This is a genomic window from Lactobacillus sp. RTP31084st1_F9_RTP31084_210423, from assembly GCF_040919545.1.
Taxonomy (GTDB): domain Bacteria; phylum Bacillota; class Bacilli; order Lactobacillales; family Lactobacillaceae; genus Lactobacillus; species Lactobacillus paragasseri.
In genome coordinates, this window is sequence record NZ_JBCOVH010000001.1 from 667,424 (window position 1) to 687,588 (window position 20,165).

General features: G+C 35.4%; 20 protein-coding genes. 2 read left to right on the plus strand and 18 right to left on the minus strand.

Annotated features, from left to right (window positions below; translation table 11 throughout):
* Window positions 1-6 precede the first annotated feature (6 nt).
* From glyS to rpsU, 8 genes are all read right to left on the minus strand, one after another.
* Window positions 7-2,079 (minus strand): glycine--tRNA ligase subunit beta, encoded by a 2,073-nt coding sequence (gene glyS / locus AB5359_RS03335; RefSeq protein WP_048686846.1) that lies wholly within the window; start codon window positions 2,077-2,079, stop codon window positions 7-9.
* Complete coding sequence (glyQ, locus tag AB5359_RS03340; RefSeq protein WP_003648974.1) at window positions 2,072-2,989, minus strand: glycine--tRNA ligase subunit alpha; 918 nt, start codon at window positions 2,987-2,989, stop codon at window positions 2,072-2,074. The genes glyS and glyQ overlap by 8 nt, the downstream gene beginning before the upstream one ends.
* Window positions 2,990-3,283: 294 nt before the next feature.
* On the minus strand, window positions 3,284-4,036 hold the full coding sequence (recO, locus tag AB5359_RS03345) for a DNA repair protein RecO (protein WP_048686845.1): 753 nt from the start codon (window positions 4,034-4,036) through the stop codon (window positions 3,284-3,286).
* On the minus strand, window positions 4,037-4,948 hold the full coding sequence (era, locus tag AB5359_RS03350) for a GTPase Era (RefSeq protein WP_368280068.1): 912 nt from the start codon (window positions 4,946-4,948) through the stop codon (window positions 4,037-4,039).
* Between the two features lie 23 nt (window positions 4,949-4,971).
* Window positions 4,972-5,499 (minus strand): rRNA maturation RNase YbeY, encoded by a 528-nt coding sequence (ybeY, locus tag AB5359_RS03355; RefSeq protein ID WP_039156841.1) that lies wholly within the window; start codon window positions 5,497-5,499, stop codon window positions 4,972-4,974.
* Between the two features lie 3 nt (window positions 5,500-5,502).
* Window positions 5,503-6,462, minus strand: coding sequence for a PhoH family protein (locus tag AB5359_RS03360; RefSeq protein WP_003648978.1), 960 nt, complete (start codon window positions 6,460-6,462; stop codon window positions 5,503-5,505).
* Between the two features lie 30 nt (window positions 6,463-6,492).
* A complete protein-coding gene (locus AB5359_RS03365) occupies window positions 6,493-6,936 on the minus strand; it encodes a GatB/YqeY domain-containing protein (protein ID WP_048686843.1) in 444 nt (147 codons plus the stop codon).
* Between the two features lie 103 nt (window positions 6,937-7,039).
* On the minus strand, window positions 7,040-7,216 hold the full coding sequence (rpsU, locus tag AB5359_RS03370; protein WP_003647180.1) for a 30S ribosomal protein S21: 177 nt from the start codon (window positions 7,214-7,216) through the stop codon (window positions 7,040-7,042).
* 151 nt (window positions 7,217-7,367) lie between these two features.
* On the opposite strand from rpsU, the gene AB5359_RS03375 reads away from it, so the two are divergent.
* A complete protein-coding gene (locus tag AB5359_RS03375) occupies window positions 7,368-8,210 on the plus strand; it encodes a pyruvate, water dikinase regulatory protein (RefSeq protein ID WP_020807321.1) in 843 nt (280 codons plus the stop codon).
* 71 nt (window positions 8,211-8,281) lie between these two features.
* Here AB5359_RS03375 and AB5359_RS03380 read toward each other — a convergent pair whose 3' ends face one another.
* The 4 genes from AB5359_RS03380 to msrB form a co-directional block, all read right to left on the minus strand.
* Complete coding sequence (locus AB5359_RS03380; protein ID WP_003647178.1) at window positions 8,282-9,160, minus strand: YitT family protein; 879 nt, start codon at window positions 9,158-9,160, stop codon at window positions 8,282-8,284.
* A gap of 95 nt (window positions 9,161-9,255) precedes the next feature.
* On the minus strand, window positions 9,256-9,813 hold the full coding sequence (msrA, locus tag AB5359_RS03385) for a peptide-methionine (S)-S-oxide reductase MsrA (RefSeq protein ID WP_048686840.1): 558 nt from the start codon (window positions 9,811-9,813) through the stop codon (window positions 9,256-9,258).
* Between the two features lie 145 nt (window positions 9,814-9,958).
* Window positions 9,959-10,720: an SGNH/GDSL hydrolase family protein gene (locus AB5359_RS03390; protein WP_048686838.1), complete on the minus strand. Its 762-nt coding sequence runs from the start codon at window positions 10,718-10,720 to the stop codon at window positions 9,959-9,961.
* A 3-nt stretch (window positions 10,721-10,723) separates the two neighbouring features.
* A complete protein-coding gene (msrB, locus tag AB5359_RS03395) occupies window positions 10,724-11,155 on the minus strand; it encodes a peptide-methionine (R)-S-oxide reductase MsrB (protein ID WP_126327884.1) in 432 nt (143 codons plus the stop codon).
* 106 nt (window positions 11,156-11,261) lie between these two features.
* Here msrB and AB5359_RS03400 point away from each other — a divergent pair, with 106 nt between their 5' ends.
* Complete coding sequence (locus tag AB5359_RS03400) at window positions 11,262-12,446, plus strand: aminotransferase class I/II-fold pyridoxal phosphate-dependent enzyme (RefSeq protein WP_048686834.1); 1,185 nt, start codon at window positions 11,262-11,264, stop codon at window positions 12,444-12,446.
* Between the two features lie 178 nt (window positions 12,447-12,624).
* Here the strand turns inward: AB5359_RS03400 and aspS are convergent, their stop codons facing one another.
* The 6 genes from aspS to prmA all read right to left on the minus strand — a co-directional run bounded on the left by aspS (window position 12,625) and on the right by prmA (window position 20,116).
* Window positions 12,625-14,478 carry an aspartate--tRNA ligase gene (gene aspS / locus AB5359_RS03405; RefSeq protein ID WP_003648985.1) on the minus strand — a complete coding sequence of 618 codons (1,854 nt, stop codon included), beginning with the start codon at window positions 14,476-14,478 and terminating at the stop codon, window positions 12,625-12,627.
* 5 nt (window positions 14,479-14,483) lie between these two features.
* The gene (gene hisS, locus AB5359_RS03410; protein ID WP_048686832.1) at window positions 14,484-15,770 is read right to left on the minus strand and encodes a histidine--tRNA ligase; all 1,287 of its coding nucleotides are present in this window, start codon (window positions 15,768-15,770) and stop codon (window positions 14,484-14,486) included.
* A 280-nt stretch (window positions 15,771-16,050) separates the two neighbouring features.
* Window positions 16,051-16,488 (minus strand): D-aminoacyl-tRNA deacylase, encoded by a 438-nt coding sequence (gene dtd, locus AB5359_RS03415; RefSeq protein WP_048686830.1) that lies wholly within the window; start codon window positions 16,486-16,488, stop codon window positions 16,051-16,053.
* Complete coding sequence (locus tag AB5359_RS03420; protein WP_020807328.1) at window positions 16,488-18,740, minus strand: bifunctional (p)ppGpp synthetase/guanosine-3',5'-bis(diphosphate) 3'-pyrophosphohydrolase; 2,253 nt, start codon at window positions 18,738-18,740, stop codon at window positions 16,488-16,490. The genes dtd and AB5359_RS03420 overlap by 1 nt, the downstream gene beginning before the upstream one ends.
* A gap of 17 nt (window positions 18,741-18,757) precedes the next feature.
* Complete coding sequence (locus tag AB5359_RS03425) at window positions 18,758-19,138, minus strand: hypothetical protein (RefSeq protein ID WP_048686828.1); 381 nt, start codon at window positions 19,136-19,138, stop codon at window positions 18,758-18,760.
* A 30-nt stretch (window positions 19,139-19,168) separates the two neighbouring features.
* Window positions 19,169-20,116, minus strand: coding sequence for a 50S ribosomal protein L11 methyltransferase (gene prmA, locus AB5359_RS03430; RefSeq protein ID WP_048686826.1), 948 nt, complete (start codon window positions 20,114-20,116; stop codon window positions 19,169-19,171).
* Window positions 20,117-20,165: the final 49 nt, after the last annotated feature.

Consider the following 20,165-nt stretch of genomic DNA (forward strand, 5'->3'; position numbering starts at 1 on the left):
CAACTATTATTTAATTACTAATTTACTTAAGTCACCCATTCGATCAGCCAAGTTATTAACCTTTAATAATTGTGCCAAACGATTATTCTTTACTTTTTCGTCCTTATCAAGAATCATATTACTTTCAAAGTAATTGTTAATTACAGGTTGTAATTCAACAAAACCTTTGTATAGATCGGCAATACTCAAATCAGTATTTTCTTCTAGTGCATTTACACCAGCGTTTAGTTCTTCTTCACTTACATCTTGGAAAAGACTTTCATCAACTTTAGCAGCATTTCTATATTTTGCCTTCTTCAAAATGTTAGTAATTCTAGTCAAACTTTCAACTACTGGCTTAAAGTCAGCATCATCGTGGTGCATTTGTAAAGTCTTAGCTGCTGCTAAAATTTGAATTGGATCTTGTTGGCTAGATGCAAGTACCGCATCGATAACATCGTAATCATACTCTTCAACTTGCAATTGTTGCTTTACACGGTCACGGATAAAGTCAGCAATTTCATTCTCAGCTTCAGCATCCTTAGGTAATTTAGCTGCAGTTTTACCAGACAATAATTGAATTAATTCTGGTAAAACATCTTTGACAGGAAGTGACCAACCTTCGTTCAACAAAATTCTTACAATTCCGTAAGCGTTTCTTCTTAAAGCATATGGGTCATTAGATGATGAAGGGATCATACCTGCACCGAAGAATGAAATAATTGTATCTAATTTATCAGCAATTGAAAGAAGAGAACCCACAGTTGTACTTGGCAAATCTCCTTCAGCACTTGTTGGCATGTAGCTTTCTTTAATTGCTACACTAACATTTTCATCTTCACCCGTTAAACGAGCATAATGCATTCCCATTACACCTTGTAATTCGGCAAATTCACCAACCATTGAGGTAACAAGGTCAAATTTGTAAATATCACTAACTCGATCAAAATCCTTCATTTCAGTTTCTGAAATATTGAATTTCTTACCAAGGTAGTCACCAATAATTTGGACACGTGCCATATGTTCAGCAACAGAACCAATCTTGTCGTGGAAAGAAACATTCTTAAGCTTGTCAACAAAGTGAGCTAATGGGTATTTCTTATCTTCATCATAGAAGAATTGAGCATCATCTAAACGTGCAACAAGAACTTTTTCATTACCGGCAATTACGTTATCTAAGTATTCACTGTTACCATTTCTAACAGCAATAAAGTGATTAATCAACTTGCCATTTTCATCATAAACTTCAAAGTATCTTTGATTATCTTTCATTGAAGTAATTAAAACTTCATCTGGGATATTCAAGTACTTTTCATCAAAAGAACCAGCAAAAACAGTTGGATATTCAACTAAGTTGGTAACTTCTTCAAGTAATCCCTTATCAATGTTTACTTTCCAGTTATGTTGAGCAACTAATTCTTGAATTTGATTAAGAATCATGCCCTTACGTTCATCAGCATCGGCAATCACATATTGGCTCTTCAATGCTTCTTCATAGTCATCTGCATTTGCAAGTACAACGCTATCACCTAAAAAGCGGTGGCCTTGAGTTTTGCGACCAGCAACTACATCAAGTAATTTAACTGGTACAACTTCACTACCAAGTAAAGAAACCATCCAATGAATTGGACGTACAAACTCAAAATCATTGCTGTCCCAACGCATTTTAGTTGGGAAAGTCATGGCTTTAATGATATCGCTCATGCCCATTAAAATGTCAGAAGCTTTTTTACCTTCTTTTTGAACATGAACATAAGCATATTCAGTTCCTTTAAGCTCTTCAAAGTAAATATCGTCAGTCGTCATCCCTTGACCACGAGCAAAACCTTGAGCAGCTTTCGTCCAATTGCCATCTTTATCTTGAGCAATTTTCTTAGCAGGACCTTTTTTTACTTCATCAATATCATCTTGCTTTTCAGCCAAGTCTTCAACCAAAATAGTCAAGCGACGTGGAGTTGAATAAGTCTTAATGTCTTTAAAAGAAAGGCCATTTTCCTTAAGATACTTTTTAGTACGATCAGCTAATTGCTTAACACTTCTAGAAACAACGTGAGCTGGCATTTCTTCAGTACCAATTTCAAATAAATAATCTTTAGTCATTGTTTTGCCCCGCTTTCTTAGTTTCTTCTTGGTGTTTCAATAATGGGAAGCCACGCTTTTCACGTTCTTCAACAAATCCCTTCGCAGCAAGGTGAGCCAAGTTTCTAATTCTTGATAAGTAACCTGCTCTCTCAGTAACTGAAACAGCACCACGTGCATCAAGTAAATTAAATGTATGGCTACACTTCAAGATGTAATCGTAAGCTGGGTGAATCAAGTTTTGACTCAACAAACGTTTAGCGGTTGCTTCATAAATATCAAAGAACTTAAGCAACTGGTCTTGATCGCTTTCTTCAAAGGCATACTTAGAATGTTCATATTCTGGTTGCTTGAAAATATCACGATACTTGACGCCATCTCCCCATTCAAGGTCAAAGACTGAATTGACATCTTGAATATAAGAAGCAAGACGCTCAACACCATATGTAATCTCACTCATTGTTGGTTTTACATCAAGTTCGCCAACAACTTGGAAGTAAGTAAATTGAGAAACTTCCATTCCATCAAGCCATACTTCCCAACCAACACCGGCACAACCCATAGATGGATTTGCCCAGTTATCTTCAACGAATCTGATATCATGCTCAAGAGGTTCGATTCCTAAAACTCTTAAACTATCTAAGTAATATTGTTGAATGTCTTTTGGTGCAGGCTTAATAACAACTTGGAATTGATGGTGTTGGTATAAACGGTTAGGGTTATCACCATATCGACCATCAGCAGGTCTTCTTGAAGGCTCAACATAGCAAGCTGCCCAAGGTTCTGGCCCAACAGCACGTAAAAATGTATATGGACTCATTGTCCCGGCACCTTTTTGCTCATCATATGAAGGCATAATCATACAACCTTTAGAGGCCCAGAACTGTTCCAATTTAAAAATCATATTCTGGATATTCAGTTTTTCTGACATCTATACTCTCTCCTCACAACATAGGCATAAAAAAAGCCTATGCAAAAATTGCATAGGGACGATTTACTTCGCGGTTCCACCCTAATTCAGGAAAATATTCTTCCTGCCCTTAATTAACAACTTTGACTAAAAGGTGCCTTTTCCCAAATGCACTTCCACCATTCTGCACTCGCTGTCTTGGTACTTTTCTATTCCTTTATAGTTGTCAAAATACGTTTATATTTTATCATCTTTTATAAAAAAAGACTAGTAAGAAACCTCACTAGTCTTTAAACGAATATAAAAAGTCAACAGCTAAAAAAGCGCCAATTCATCAAGAAACTTCTTAGTTTTCAAGTTAAGATCTAAATAGTTAGCATACATCCGATCAATAACCTTGCCAGAATTCTTTTTTAATTGCGGATTAATTTTTACTTTTCCTAAACGATCAATATCAACTAAAGCTAGAGTCCGTATCAAAGCAACTACTTTAGGATCTAGATGCATCCTTTGACTGACACTATTAAAGTGATCACTACAAATAATTCCACCTAATTCCAACGAATAGTCAAACGTGCCTTGCACCTTCCCGCAAATTAAACATCGATCTAACTGCGGTGCTACTCCATATGCATTAAGCAACTTCAATTGCACCATTTGGGTAATGACTGCCGCATCTTCTCCAGAATTTATCTTCAGCAACACTTTCATAATCAAATCATAAAAGCTCCCAATATCCTTATATTCAACAAAAGCATGGTCAAGCAAGTCTAAAACATAACTCGAATACGCATTCTTAGTTAAATCTAAATATAATTGGTCTAACTGCTTTACATCCTTAAAAGTTCGCAGCGTACTGATTCCCTTCCAATTTGTATTTACAATATATTTTCCATAAGAGAAGTTAAGGGTTGCAGCTCCTAATCTGGACTTTGGTCTCAGTGCTCCTCTAACATCTATTGTAAAAATACCATGATCTTTCGTCATGATCTTGGCTAGAACATCAGCTTCTTTATATTTTTTTCTTTTAAAAATTAATCCTTGAACCTCACAAAGTTCACGTACCATCTATCTTAATTCCTTGGCATTATATCCAATAGATTTAAGGAAGGCAGGATCAGAACGCCAATTCTTTTGAACCTTAACCCATAGACGTAAATTAACTTTTTCGCCTAATAAAGCTTCAATTTCTTGACGTGCAGCAATTCCAATCTGCTTCAGCATTTGACCCTTTTTACCAATTATAATGCCTTTTTGACCTGGACGTTCAACATAAATTGTAGCCTCAATTTGAAGCTTACCACCTTCATGATCCCGCATTCGGTCAACTACCACGGCCGTTGCATGTGGGACTTCTTCATGAGTGAGCTTCAAAACTTGCTCGCGAATTAATTCAGCCACAATAAAATATTCTGGACGATCAGTCAATTGGTCTGCATCATAAAATTGCGGACCTTCTGGCAGATACTTGGCAATTGTTTTAATCAATTCGGAAACATTATTTCCTTGAGAAGCAGAAATTGGAACAATTTCAGCAAAATCGCCTAGATTCTTATACGAATCTATAATAGATAATAACTTATCTGGGTGGACTTTATCAATCTTATTTATCACTAAAAATACAGGTTTTTTAATTTTCTTAAGAAGTTCAGCAATATATTGGTCTCCCTTACCTGCTGGTTCAGGTTCAACCATAAATAAAACAACGTCTACTTCATCTAAAGCCGAGTAACTCGACTTATCCATAAAGTCATCTAACTTGTTTTTAGGCTTATGAATCCCAGGAGTATCGATAAACACAATTTGCTCTTGATCATCAGTATAAATACCAGATATTTTGTTTCTAGTTGTTTGTGGCTGTGGTGACATAATCGCTACTTTTTGACCTACCAAAAAGTTTAAAAGTATCGACTTACCAACATTGGGTCTACCAATTAAAGCTACAAAGCCTGATTTATAATCTTTTTTTTCATCCATCATTGTTACATCCTTTTATTTAAGTCTTAGTGAATTTGCTTTCCGTGATTTTCCTGATCTGGATGAAGCGGAAGCCCATATTCACGTAAAACTTTGCCTTGGATACCAAACATTACTTTAGCTTCATCATCTTCAATATGATCAAAACCATTTAAATGCAAGTATCCATGAACTAGTGTATATCCAAACTCACGATTAAATCCAGTTTCATACTCGACACTATGTCTTTTTATTACTTCTGGACAAAGAAATAGATCTCCAATATCTTCAACAAAATCAGGATCATCATTAAAAGCAGACATAAAGTCTTCGTCTAATCCATCTTCAATTGCAAAAGAAATCACATCGGTTGGTCGATCTTTTCCACGATATTTTTTATTGATTTCGTGAATTTTTTCGGAAGAAACAAAATTAATACTCATTTCTTGAGCATTTTCCTTATTAATTTCTTTTTTGGCCGACAAAAGCAGATTGGTAATCCAAGGAATCCAATCTTTATCGTCATTATCTAAGAAATTAACTTCATCATTGAAAGAAATATCTAAGTTATTCAAATTTTAGTGTCCTTCTTTTTCATAAGCTCTAACAATTTTAGCTACTACTGGGTGACGAACAACATCATTGAAGGTAAAGTTAATGAATTTTACTTGTTCAATATTTGCAAGTATATGTTCAGCTTGCAATAACCCACTCTTTGCTTTTCCTGGTAAGTCAATTTGAGTTTGGTCACCATTAACAACCATCTTAGAATTAAAACCTAATCTAGTTAAAAACATCTTCATTTGAGCTTGAGTAGTGTTTTGTGCTTCATCAAGAATTACAAAAGCATCATCTAAAGTTCTACCACGCATATAAGCAAGAGGTGCAACTTCAATCACTCCTCGCTCCATCAACCGATTAGTCGTTTCAACTCCTAAAATTGCATATAAAGAATCATAAATTGGTCTTAAATATGGGTCAACTTTTTCCTTCAAATCTCCAGGTAGAAATCCCAGTGATTCTCCTGCTTCAACAGCTGGTCTGGTTAGAATTATGCGTGATACCTCACCTTTCTTAAAGGCCGCAATTGCCATAACTACTGCTAAAAAAGTTTTCCCTGTACCAGCCGGTCCAATTCCAAAAACAACGTCATATTTTTGAATAGCTTCGATATAGCGCTTTTGCCCCATGTTCTTAACTCGAACCGGGCGTCCCTTAGCATCCCTAATTAAAATCTTATTGTATAACTCACCAAAGAACTCCAAAGTTCCTTTGTCGGCCATTTTAATTGCGCTTACGACATCAGTTGCAGTAATAGTAACTCCTCGGGTAACAACCTTATCTAAAGCAGTAAAAATTTGCATAATTTTCTTAACAAGGCTTTCTTCCCCAGTTACTTCAATCTCACTACCAGTATCAGTAACTTGTACATCGTAAGATTCTTCAATTAAACGCAAATTTGCATCGTTAATCCCAACTAAGTTCATAATTGTTTCAGGTTTAGTTGGTGTAAATGTTGCTTCTATAGTTTGTCCCACTTAAAATTGAACCTCCATTATATCAAGTGATTAGTTAAGCTTCTTACCAACAATTGAAGAAGCGGCCTTGCCATCAGCCTTACCTTTGATTTTTGGCATTAAAGCTTGCATAACTTTACCGAAGTCTTTCTTAGAACTTGCACCGACTTCTTTAATTGTCTCCTCAACTGTTTGTTCAAGCTCTTCTTTAGACATTTGTTTTGGCATATATTTTTCAATTAGTTGCATTTCTTTTTTAGTTTGAGCAATTAAATCGTCTCTACCTGCCTTAGTAAATTCTTCTAAAGATTCTTTACGTTGCTTAAGTGCACTAGACAAAACTGTTAATTCATCATCGCTAGTTAGGTCATGTCCCACTTTAATCTTATAATTCATTACTGCAGCCTTAAGTGAGCGAATAGTTGTTAAAGCATCCTTATCTTTAGCCTTCATAGCTGCTTTCATATCTTGCATTAAAGTATCATTTAGTGACATTTATTTTTCTCCTCTTTAATCAAAACTTACAAAGTCTATTTTAAACTTTTTATACAAAAAAAGCTCTTGATAGAGCGAATTTCTATCAAGAGCTTTCTTTATATTAATAATGTCTACGCTTACGAGCAGCTTCGGATTTTAACTTTCTCTTAACGCTTGGTTTTTCGTAGAATTCACGCTTGCGGTATTCTTGCAAGGTACCACTTCTAGAAACGGAACGTTTGAAACGACGAAGAGCATCATCAATAGACTCGTTTTCGTGAACGATTGTCTTAGCCATGTGAGATCCCTCCTTCCATTTCTTGGCACACAAATATGTGCCACAACAATATAGTTAAATTATAGCTAAACGAGAAAAGTCGGTCAATAGTCGATTAACATTTTTCTAACTTATTTTGGTATAATTTAGGTAAACAATGAGGTGAAGATATATGACTGAAGAAAAGAAAGAAAATCAAAAAATCGTTAACTTAATTATTATCTCTGACTCTGTTGGAGATACTGCGTTTAACATGGTGCAAGCTGGTGCTGTTCAGTATCCAGATGTGAAGTTTAATTACCGTCGCTATCCATTTATTACTAATCGTGAAAAACTAGAAAAAGTTTTCGACGAAATCACAGAATTTGAAAACGTATTAATTGCGTTTACATTAATTCACGAAGATGAACAATTAGCCGCAATCAAATTCGCACGTGAACATAATATGAAGTATGTAGACTTACTTTCAGGTGTAATTGAAAACATTCACTCCTTAACCGGTGAAGAACCAAAACACGAAATCGGTGCTGTCCACCACATGGGACAAAACTATTTCGACAGAATTTCTGCAATGGAATTTGCCGTAATGTATGATGATGGAAAAGATCCTAAAGGATTCTTAGAAGCAGACGTTGTTTTGCTTGGAGTTTCAAGAACTTCGAAGACCCCTCTCTCATTATTCTTAGCAAACAAGAATTTGAAAGTAGCTAACTTACCTCTTGTCCCTCAAACCCATATTCCAGATGAAATTTATAAAGTTGATCCTAAAAAGATTATTGGCTTAACTAATGACCCATCTGTCTTAAATGAAATTAGACGCCAAAGAATGATTGCTTACGGCTTAAATCCTGATACAACTTACTCAAATATGGATTCTATCAATGCCGAACTTGACGCTGCTAATAAGCTTTATAAGAAACTTGGTTGTTACGTAATTAATGTTGCACACCGTTCAATTGAAGAGACAGCTGCTTTAATTATGGAACATCTCGGCATCGATGACTATGCGAAATAATTAGTTTTATGAATGTATTTCAAAAGGCTTAACCTACAACTTATGTAGATTAAGCCTTTTTTACTTACCTATTAAACTGGTTTCTGCTCCTTGAAGCGTCCATATACTTTATCAACTTCGCTTACACTCATAAATGCATAAGGATCAGATTGAATAACAATATTATAAATATCAAACATATCGTAACGATCAATGATTGTCATTAAAACAGTTTTTTCCGTATGACTATATGCACCTTCAACGTCATGAAAGATTGTAATACCGCGGTGCATCTTGCGTTGAATTCCTTCAATAATATGTTTCGGGTGTTCGGTAACGATAAAGACTTGCATTTTTTGATGTTGCGTATAAACAGCGTCAATCACTCTACCATTAACAAAAATGTTCAAAGCCGTATATAAAGCTCTCGTCCAGCCAAAAACAAAACCAGCACAGATAACAATGATCAGATTAAAGAAAATGTTAATTTGACCGAAACTTTTACCAGTCTTTTTTCTTAAAATAATGCCTAAAACGTCTAAACCACCTGTAGAAATTCCTGATTTCAAGGCGATTCCTGTCCCAACTCCATTAATTACGCCACCAAATAAAGCACAAATGATTGGATCATAAGTAATCTTGATTGGAGCAATTACTCGCATCATAATCGATCCAAGTAACACGGCAATAATGGTAAAAATTGTAAAGCGATGTCCTATTTTACACCATCCCAAGATAAAAAGCGGAATGTTTAAAACAAAGTACATCACTGAGGTCGATAAGGTAAATGGCATGAATCGTTCTGACACTGATTGAATAATCTGCGCAAATCCCGTAATACCAGAGGCGTAAATCTTACCAGGTCCCCAGAAGAAGTTCAGGGCAACCGCAACCGCCAAAGCATAAAGAAAGGCAGCAGATAATTTCGAAATTAGATAGTGTCTACGAGACAGCTTTTCTAATTGACTCATCTTGATTTTCCTTTTTATATCAAATAATATTTTGCACTATCTATTCTAACAATCATTATTAAAAAATAAAGCTAATTCTAGTGCCTATTTAGCTATTATTTTTTCCAGTGCTTTTCAATAAATTGTGATCTGCCACCAGCTTCTTCAATTTGATAGCGCAAAGGGTCTTTTTTATAAAAATCTTGATGATATTCTTCTGCAGGATAAAAAGGCTCAGCAGGTTCAATTTCTGTCACAATTTGCTGATCAAACTTGTGCGAATCCTCAAGTTGTTTTTTAGATTCTTCGGCAATTTTCTTTTGCTGCGGAGAATTATAAAAAATTATCGGTTGATATTGACTACCACGATCTTGAAACTGTCCCATAGCATCTGTTGGGTCAGTCACTTGCCAATAAATATTAACTAGTTTTTGATAAGAAATAATTTTAGGATCAAAGGTTATTTTTACAGCTTCAACGTGTCCTGTTGTTCCAGTACAAACTTCTTCATAACTTGGATTCTTAACATGACCACCAGTATAGCCAGAAACAACACTAATGATGCCTGGGTAAGTGTCAAAAGGTTCAACCATGCACCAGAAACATCCACCAGCAAAGATAGCCGTATCATAGTGCGATTCTTTAGTGTTATCAAGGTTTTTAGCTACTTTCATTTTATTAGCACTTCTTTCTAAATTTGAATAATTCTGGATTATTTTCACTATTTTTTCGTTATAGATTTATATATAAAAATAGCGGATTAATTATTTAGTTCATAATCAATTCACTATTTAGCTTAAAGTATTTACTTGATTTTTACTATTTTTTTATCTTTAATAGCTCTTCTTCAATTACCGGCAACCAGCTTAACTTATATCCTGCACGCGTTGGGTGGATCGGATCAAGCATATAAAGTTCTCTATCTTTTTCATTGTAGTTAAAAGAATCATCATCCCACAAATTAAGAAAATCAAAATTCCACTTATTTTGTAATTCCTTAACTCTTTCAACCATTTGACCATAGAATTCTGAATCAAATTTTGGATTACTAAAAATCAAAACAGGACAATTCCAGTTCTTCTTTACATAATTTAAAATATATTCAATTGCACCCGTTACTGTCTGTGTATCAAAATTATCATCTGTAGCGATTTCGCCTAGATCTTCTTTTCCTTTAATTGCATCGTTAGTTGAAAGTTGCAAGACAAATGCTGTTAATTTTTCTAAAACTGGCAATCTTCCGATTCTACCAATGTATGAATTAGAGTCATTATCAACTAGCGTTGTTCCCGAAACAGCATCCTTAAAAGCACAAATATTATCTTTTTTACTTAAATAGTCAACAAATGATTCACCTAAAGCACCAGCACCATATGTTACTGAACTTCCTAGAAACGCAATTTGGTTATTAATCAGATCACTTGGTTCCATCTTAGTTTGGGCAACACTATATTTTTTAGCGTTTCCTTCTGCTTTAATTACCTTAGTTAAAAATTCAGGATTATCCTTGCCGAATTTCAATAATTCAGGAATATGTTCTTCAGGTACATCTAAGTTATAAAGTTCTTCTTCAAAATTCATTTTCTATCGTCCTTTGAATAACTTCTGATAATTTTTATAACCTTCCTCCTCTAGCTTATCATAAGGAATGAACTTTAACGCAGCAGAATTAATACAATATCTCAAGCCTCCTTGATCAACAGGCCCATCTGTAAACACGTGCCCTAAATGTGAGTCAGCTATTGGACTTTTTACTTCGGTTCGTTCCATTCCATGCGATTGATCTCGATGATAAACAAGTTTTTCAATTGGTTTAGTAAAACTTGGCCAACCACAACCAGCATCGTATTTGTCTTCACTAGAAAATAATGGCTCACCAGATACCACATCAACATAAATTCCTTTTTGGTTAAAATTATCATACTTTCCAGTAAAAGGATATTCAGTCGCAGCATGCTGAGTAACTTCATATTGCTCTGAGTTTAATTTCTTCAGTGCTTCTTCTTTATTAAACATTTTCTCACCTTCTTGTTTAAACATATCAAATTTTAATAGAAAATTGTTGTTTCATGATTTTTGTTTCTATACAATAATCTATAATACTAACGGAGGGATTTATATTATGCCAAAATTATCAAATGACTTATCACTTACAAAAAATACACGACTAAATTCTTTAGGACCTTCAAAAATAAGAGCTTTTGATGCAAAGGCCTCTCAAATTCCTGGAATTATTAAATTAACAATTGGCGAGCCAGATTTAAATACACCAGATCATGTTAAAGAAGCAGCAATTGCTGATATTAAAGCAAATGACTCTCATTATGCTCCACAAGCTGGTAAACCAGAATTGCAAGATGCAATTAGCAAATACCTTAACCGTAGCCTTAATGTAAAATACGATCCAGCAACAGAAATTTGTGTAACTGTTGGTGCGACAGGCGCTTTAAATGATGTATTTATGTCAATTTTAAATCCAGGAGACAAAATTTTAGTCCCTACTCCTGTTTGGGCACTTTACTTCCAATTGATTAAATTAACTGGTGCTATCCCAGTTCAAATGGATACTTCAAAAGATGGTTTTATTCTTACTCCTGAACACCTCGAAACAGTTTTACAAAATGAAGGTAAAGGTGCCAAGGCAATTATCTTAACTGATCCATCAAACCCTACCGGGCGAGTATATCCAGAAAAAACTTTAAAGGCACTAGCAGAAATTATTACTAAATATCATTTATTTTCTGTAACTGACGAAATTTATGGAGAATTAGTTTATGACAATAATGTTCATCATTCTCTATCACAATATATTCCTGAAAGAAACATTTTAATTTCTGGCTTGTCAAAAGCCTATGCAATGACGGGATGGAGATTAGGATATATTGCTGCTCCCGCAGATATTATGAAAACAATTCAAAAGGTGAATGCTTTCTTAGTCACTTCAGTTACCGATAATGTACAAGCAGCAGCAATTGAAGCCCTAAACAATGGTCAAGCTGATCCGCTTGAATCCAGAAAAATTTACGAAGATCGACTCAAATTCATGAAAGCTGGATTAGAAAAATTAGGTTTTGAAATGTCTACCCCACAAGGAGCTTTCTACATTTTTGCTAAAATTCCAGATGCCTTTGGTACTGATGATGAAGCATTTGCAAATGAACTAGCTACCAAGGCCAAAGTTGGCGTAACTCCTGGTCGCTACTTCGGGGATGGCGGTCAAGGATACGTTAGAATGTCTTATGCTTCCTCAACTGAGCAATTAAAAGAAGCATTAAAACGAATTGCAGAATTTGTTGAAAATATTTAACTTATCCAAAATAAAGCACTGATAGCTTGAATTGAGCTTATCAGTGCTTTTTTATACATTATGATTTTCCAATATTCAACAATCTTCAAGTTTAATATTATCTAGTTTCAGCCAATAAAAAAAGAGTAAAGACTATCTCTCAAAAATAATCCTTACTCTTATTTATTAAGCTAATTTTTTATTCATCCCAAGTTGAATTCTTATCAGCGTCTTCTTGAGCTTCCTTTTCAAGACGTGCTTCAATTTCCTTCACGCTGTCTTCATACTTGTCTTCTACCTTAATACCAATGTCATCTAATTGTTGATCAGCAACAGGTGCTGGAGCATGCATCATTGGCTCTGAAGCAGAAGCATTCTTTGGAAAGGCAGTTACGTCACGAATGTTGTCTTTTTGAGCTAACATCATTGCAAATCTGTCTAATCCAATTGCAAGACCTGCATGTGGTGGGAATCCCATGTCCAATGCATCAAGTAAGTAGCCAAATTGTTCATAAGCACGCTTCTTAGTAAAGCCAAGGGCCTTGAACATCTTTTCTTGAATTGAACGTTTGTGGATACGAATTGATCCACCACCCATTTCGTCACCATTCATAACAATATCGTATGAACGAGCATGAGCCTTATGTGGATCAGTATCAAGTAACTTAATTCCTTCATCATCTGGCATAGTAAATGGGTGGTGAGCAGCAATCCAGCGACCCAAACCTTCGTCATATTCAAATAGTGGCCAATCAACAACCCAAACAAAGTCGTAAACATTTTCTGGAATAATTCCAGTTTCTTTAGCGAATTCACGACGTAAATGGTCAAGAGAATCAGTTACAACCTTCCACTTATCAGCAACGAATACTACTAATTCGCCACCTTCAAGGTCAAATTCTTTCTTCAAAGCTTCTTTATTTTCATCAGTTAAGAAGCGAGAAACAGGACCTGAGAATTCGCCATCTTCATATTTAACCCATGCCAATCCTTTAGCGTGGTAGCGTTTGATGTAATCTTGTTTTTCTTCAATCTTCTTACGTGAATATTGCTTAGCACCATTCTTAACAGCAATCCCCTTCACGTAGCCACCATCAGCAATTGCACCAGAGAAGACCTTGAAGTCAGAATCTTTGAAAATTGGACTTAAGTCATGAATAAACATTTCGTAACGAGTATCAGGCTTATCAGAGCCATACTTATTCATTGCTTCATTCCAAGTAATACGCTTGATTGGTGTCTTCAAGTCAATTCCCATTACATCTTTCATGATCTTCTTCAAAAGACCTTCAGTATAGTCTTGAACTTGTTTTTCATCAGTAAATGATGTTTCCATATCAATTTGGGTAAATTCAGGTTGACGATCACCACGCAAATCTTCGTCACGGAAACAGCGTGCTAATTGGTAATATTTATCAAAACCTGCACCCATTAACAATTGCTTGAACAATTGTGGTGATTGAGGAAGTGCATAAAAGCTACCTGGGTAAATTCTTGACGGAACAAGGTAGTCACGAGCACCTTCTGGAGAAGACTTACCTAAAATTGGAGTTTCAATATCAATAAAACCATGTTCATCAAAATATTCGTGAGTTGCTTTTAAAATCTTTGAACGAAGCATAATTGCCTTTTGCAAAGTTGGACGACGAAGATCAAGGTAGCGGTACTTCAATCTAGTTTGTTCGGCTGCATTAATATCATCTTTGATTTCAAAAGGTGGTACCTTTGACTTATTTAAAATATCAATTTCAGTTGCATCAACTTCAACTTCACCAGTCTTCATATCTGGGTTTACGCTAGAGCGTTTAACAACCTTACCTTTAACTTCAATTACGTCTTCGTTGTTAAGAGAATCCGCAATATCCATTAATTCTTTACCAGAATCTTTGTTAACAACAACTTGAACAATACCTTCGCGGTCACGAAGGTCAATAAATACCAAGTTACCTAAGTTACGAACGCGTTGTACCCAACCATAAAGGGTTACTTCTTGTCCTTCGTATTTGCTAGTTATATTGCCAGCATAGTCCGTTCTTTTTTCCATATTCATCATAATTTTTAATCCTCTATCTTTTCCATTACAGATTTCATATCATTTAGATCTTCTAAGCTTAAGTCTAAAGTCTTACCATCAGCTAAACGTTTAATGTTAAGTACGCCATTTTCAAGCTCTTTAGCACCCAACGTAATTACAAATTTGGCATGCACACGATCTGCTTTTCTAAATTGTTGTTTTAATTTCTTTTGATCAACATCATATTGAGCTTTAAAGCCTTGCTTACGAAGGGAACGCGCAATTTCAACAGCCTTCATTTCTGTTCCTTCGCCAATATTAGTGATGAAGAAATCAATACCTTCATCTTTAAATAAAGCTGGATTTTGTTCCTTAAGAACAAGCATTAATCTCTCTTCGCCAATACCAAAACCAACGGCTGGAGTTTCTGGACCGTCAAATTCTTCTACCAAGTGGTTGTAGCGTCCACCACCCAAAATTGTGGTTGCTGATTCCCATAAGTTCTTATCTTCAACCATAAATTCAAAGATTACACCAGTATAGTAATCAAGTCCACGTACTAAATCATCATCTAATACATAATTAATGCCTAATTGTTCAAGCATATCAGTAATAGTTTCAAAATTCTTCTTAGAGTCTTCATCTAAGTAATCAACGATTCTTGGAGCGTCAGGTAAAAATTGCTTATCTTCATCAGCCTTTGAATCAAGAATACGAAGTGGGTTCATAGACAAACGTCTTTGTGAATCCTCTGAAAGTTGCTCTTTAAGAGGCGTGAAGTAATTTACTAAAGCATCATGATAATCTTTACGTACTTGCGCATTACCTAAAGTATTAATGTGCAATTCATAATTCTTAACGCCTAACTCAGCTAATAAATCGTGCCCCATCATGATAGTTTCAACATCAGCTAGAGGACTATTTGAGCCAAAGCTTTCAACACCAATTTGGTGAAATTCACGTTGACGACCTGCTTGAGGTCTTTCATATCTAAAAGTATTGTCAATATAGTAAACATTAAATGGCTTTACTACATCAGGACCATATAATTTATTTTCAACATATGCCCTAACCACACCAGCTGTTCCTTCAGGACGAAGTGCAATATGACGACCACCTTTATCGTTAAAGTCATACATTTCCTTTTCTACAACATCTGAACTTTCACCAGATGAACGAGAAAAGACTTCATAATTTTCAAAACTTGGTGTCCGAATTTCACGATAATTTGCACGTTTGAAGAAATTTCTTGCAATTGTTTCAACTTTTTCCCATGAACCAGAATCTGCTGGCAAAATATCGACTGTACCTTTTGGTCTTTGAACTTTCATTTAATCATCCTTTAATATATTAATAAAAAAACGCCCTTGAACTTAATCAAGGGCGCAATAAATTAGCACGGTACCACCTTTTGCTTGCTGCGATTAACGCTCGCGAAACGAACTATTATCTGTTAAAGGTGTCACAGATCGCAACCTATCCGCTCTCTCACCAAACGAGCGGTCTCTGAGATAGATCATGCTAATCTACATTCTTTGTCATCGATAATTCCTTTTTAGCTTATATTTTTCAGCCAGTAAAGTCAACCTTTGTAAGCCTTTACTTAAAGAATTAAATATCTAGCACAATTGTAAATGGGCCATCATTCTCAAGACTAACCTGCATATCAGCTCCAAATTCGCCGGTTTCAACATGAAAGCCTCTATTTTCTAATTCTTGATTAAAATCTTCCCAAAGATCTTTTGACTTAGGAGGTCGCATTGCCTCTACAAAACTTGGACGATTACCTTTTTTAGTATTAGCTAACAGGGTGAATTGACTAACGCTTAAAATTTCTCCATTAACATCTTTTAAAGACAAGTTAGTTTTTCCATCTTCATCTTCAAAAATACGCATTTTAGCAATTTTATCAGCAGCCTTTTTTACCTGATCTAGCTCATCGCCTTCACGTAACCCAACTAACAGAAGAAAGCCACGTTTAATTTTACCCACAACTTCATTATCAATGGTAACTTGGGCTTTATTCACTCTTTGAACAACAACACGCATTAATTAATTGACCTCTTTGCTTCATAAACATTTGGCACATCACGCATCCGGCTCAGGATATCTTCTAGGTGTGCTGCATCTCTAACTGACACAGTAGCATAAATATGTGCCATGTTGTTACTATCTACTTTTCCAGAAATATTAACAATATTCTTTGTCTTTGAATTTAAAGCATTGATTACATCACTTAAAAGACGGGAACGATTGAAACCATAAATCTCAATATCTGCATTATAGTTTTCTTTATCTTTATCTTTAGCAATGTTTTCCCAAGCCACATCGATTAATCGCCCTTGTTTCTTAGCTTCTTCAGTAATATTAGGACAATCAGCACGGTGAATTGTTACCCCGCGTCCCTTAGTTACGTAGCCAATAATCGGATCTCCTGGAACTGGATTACAGCATTTAGCTAAGTGAAGCATTAAGTCAGAAACACCTTGGACCATTACGCCATTATTATGCTTAACACGCATAATATCAGCTGGTGCATCAGAACTATCATCTTCTTCAGTTGAACTTTGCTGGCCAGCATTCATAATCTTTTCTTCAAGTTGCCGCTGCTTTTCATCTTCAGCCTTCTTACGTAGGTCTTCAGTTAATCGATTAGCAACAGTAGCTGCAGAAATTTCTCCATACCCAACGGCTGCAAACATTTCTTCTTCATTATGATAATTAAAATGACCAATTACCTTTTGAATGTGTTCTTTATCCATGAACTCTTTTGGAGCTAAATCACGGTTAAGTAATTCTTGTTCAATAAAGTTCTGACCTTTTTCAATATTTTCCTCGCGATCTTCAGCCTTGAAGAAACGCTTAATCTTATTTCTTGCTCTTGAAGTCTTGACTAAGTTAACCCAATCACGGGATGGACGAGCTGAAGTCTGAGTGAGCATTTCAACTACGTCACCATTTTTAAGTTTATAGTCCAATGGAACAATCTTGCCATTAATTCTAGCACCAACTGAATGAGCACCAACTTCTGAGTGAACCATATATGCAAAATCTAATGGTACTGAGCCTTTTGGAAGTTCATAAACGTCACCTTTAGGAGTAAAGACATAAACACGATCTGAAAAGATATCAGTCTTAACACTCTTCATAAATTCATGCGAGTCTTTTGTTTCATTTTGAAGTTCAAGAATTTCTTGGAACATGTTAAGCTTCTTATTTGCATCAGTTTGCTCAACTTCGCCCTTAACGCCTTCTTTATATGCCCAGTGTGCAGCAACACCGTATTCAGCAACCTGGTGCATCGCTTCAGTTCTAATCTGAATTTCAAGTGGCTTGCCGCCAGGTCCAATAATTGTTGTATGTAACGATTGGTATCCGTTAACTTTTGGAACAGCAATATAGTCTTTAAAACGGCCAGGCATTGGCTTCCATTTAGTATGAACAGCACCTAAAACGGCGTAACAATCACGAACAGACTTCACAATTACACGAACTGCTAGTAAATCATAAATTTCGCTAAAGTCTTTGTGCTTATTAACCATCTTCTTGTAGATAGAATAAATATGCTTAGGGCGTCCATAAATCTCATACTCAATTCCTAAGCTATCAAGCGTTTGCTTTAAAGTTTTAATTGCATCAGCAATGTATCCTTCCCGCTCACTTCGCTTAGACTGCATTAAGTTAACAATTCGGTAGTATTGCTGAGGATTCAAATAGTGCAAACTCATGTCTTCGAGTTCCCACTTAATAGTTCCGATACCTAACCGGTCTGCAAGTGGTGCATAAATGTCTAGCGTTTCATCGGCAATCCTTCTCTGCTTGTCAGGACGTAAATGGTCCAAAGTGTGCATATTGTGCAAGCGGTCAGCAAGCTTAACCATGATTACTCGTAAATCTTTAGCCATTGCGATTAGCATCTTACGGTGATTATCTGCTAGATATTCTTCGTGACTCTTCGACTTATATTGAATCTTGCTTAACTTTGTTACACCGTCAACAATAAAAGCGACATCTTTTCCAAACTTTTCCTTAATATCATCATTAGTTACCGGCGTATCCTCTACAGTATCATGAAGATAACCAGCTGCTACCGTATCGGGATCTAAACGTAAAGTAGCTAAAGTTCCCGCAACTTGAGTTGGGTGAATTATATAGGGTTGTCCAGAAACTCGAAACTGACCTTCATGAGCATTCTTAGCAAATTTATATGCCGATTCAACAAAAGCTAAGTGTTCATCATTCATATATTTCTTGCATTCTGCAAGAACTTCTTCATGAGTCATCTCACGATATTTTGACATAAAGCATCACCTATTCTTTATTTCTTTTCTTTGTAAAAATCATCATGCCAGAGTCCAAACAACTCAAAACTTAAATATACTAAGCAAAGTAGAAAATTATATTTTGCAAAATGAATTAAAACAGCGATTGCAAACACTACTGGGAATAAAAGCAACCACCAATAGCTCAATTTTCTAATTTGCATAATGCGGCCAATTTGGTAACTTAAATAACTATTAAAAATAAAGAATACTAATCCAATTCGCCAAACACGGCTTAAATGGACTAATGGACAAATAATCCAGACAATTACTCCTAACAAAGTTAACCAAACTAGTGGCATAAATGATTTTTCATTTATTTTACCCCACCAAGCCTTAAAATTAAAATTTTTCTTTTCTTCACTATTTTTCTTCATTTTTTGCTTACCTTTTCTTTTAATATATTTTTAGTCTGGTTTTCTAGCGATTAATAGACCAATCCAGCGTCCTTCTTGCATTTTCATTTTAATCTCAAAGTTATTTTCTGCAAGAGCTTTTTCAATTTTTGGCAATTGCAAATAATCAATTCCTGAGAAGATAACCTTTCCTTCTTCATTTAAATGACTATCTAAGTCTGGAATTAATTCTAACAAAATATCTGCTAAAATATTGGCCACAATTAAATCATATTTATCATCAATATCTTTTAATAAGTTTGCCTTGCGTACATCAATATTATCGACATCATTTAACGCAATATTTTCTTTTGCGGCAGTTACTGCTTCATCAGAAATATCAGTTCCTAAAACATGGCTTGCCCCTAATTTACTAGCTGCAATGGCTAAAATGCCTGATCCAGTTCCAACATCCAAAACCGACATTGGTTTGACTATGGCTCGCTCCATTGCAAGCAAAACAAGTTGAGTTGTAGTATGACCACCCGTTCCAAAAGCTAGACCTGGATCTAGACGGATCAATTTTTGATCAGTAAAAGCTGGATGGTAATCTTCCCATTCAGGAACAATAGCCAGATAACGAGAAAAATCAATTACGTGATAATATTTCTGCCAAGCTGTATTCCAATCTTCATCTGCCACTTCTTTAGTGCTAATTGAAACTTCGCCAGTATCTAAGCCATAGCTCTTCATCTCCGCAATTTTATCCATAATCTTTTTAATTAGATCTTTTTTATCAGCACTTTCATAATCAAAATATGCTGTTAACTCTAAATCCTTTGGTAAATTTTCAATATCATCAAGTTCAACCAAGCTACTATCATGTTTTTGACCTTCAGCAATAAAATCGCTTCGCTTACGACTTTCAATTCCTTGTGCATCTAGTTCATCTTGCATGAAAAAGCTTAATCCATCTTCCAACTCATGACCACATTCAACTTTTACTGCTAATAATTTCACTAATCTTGTCCCCTTTTGACATGTTAATTTCCCACGTTTATGATATTAA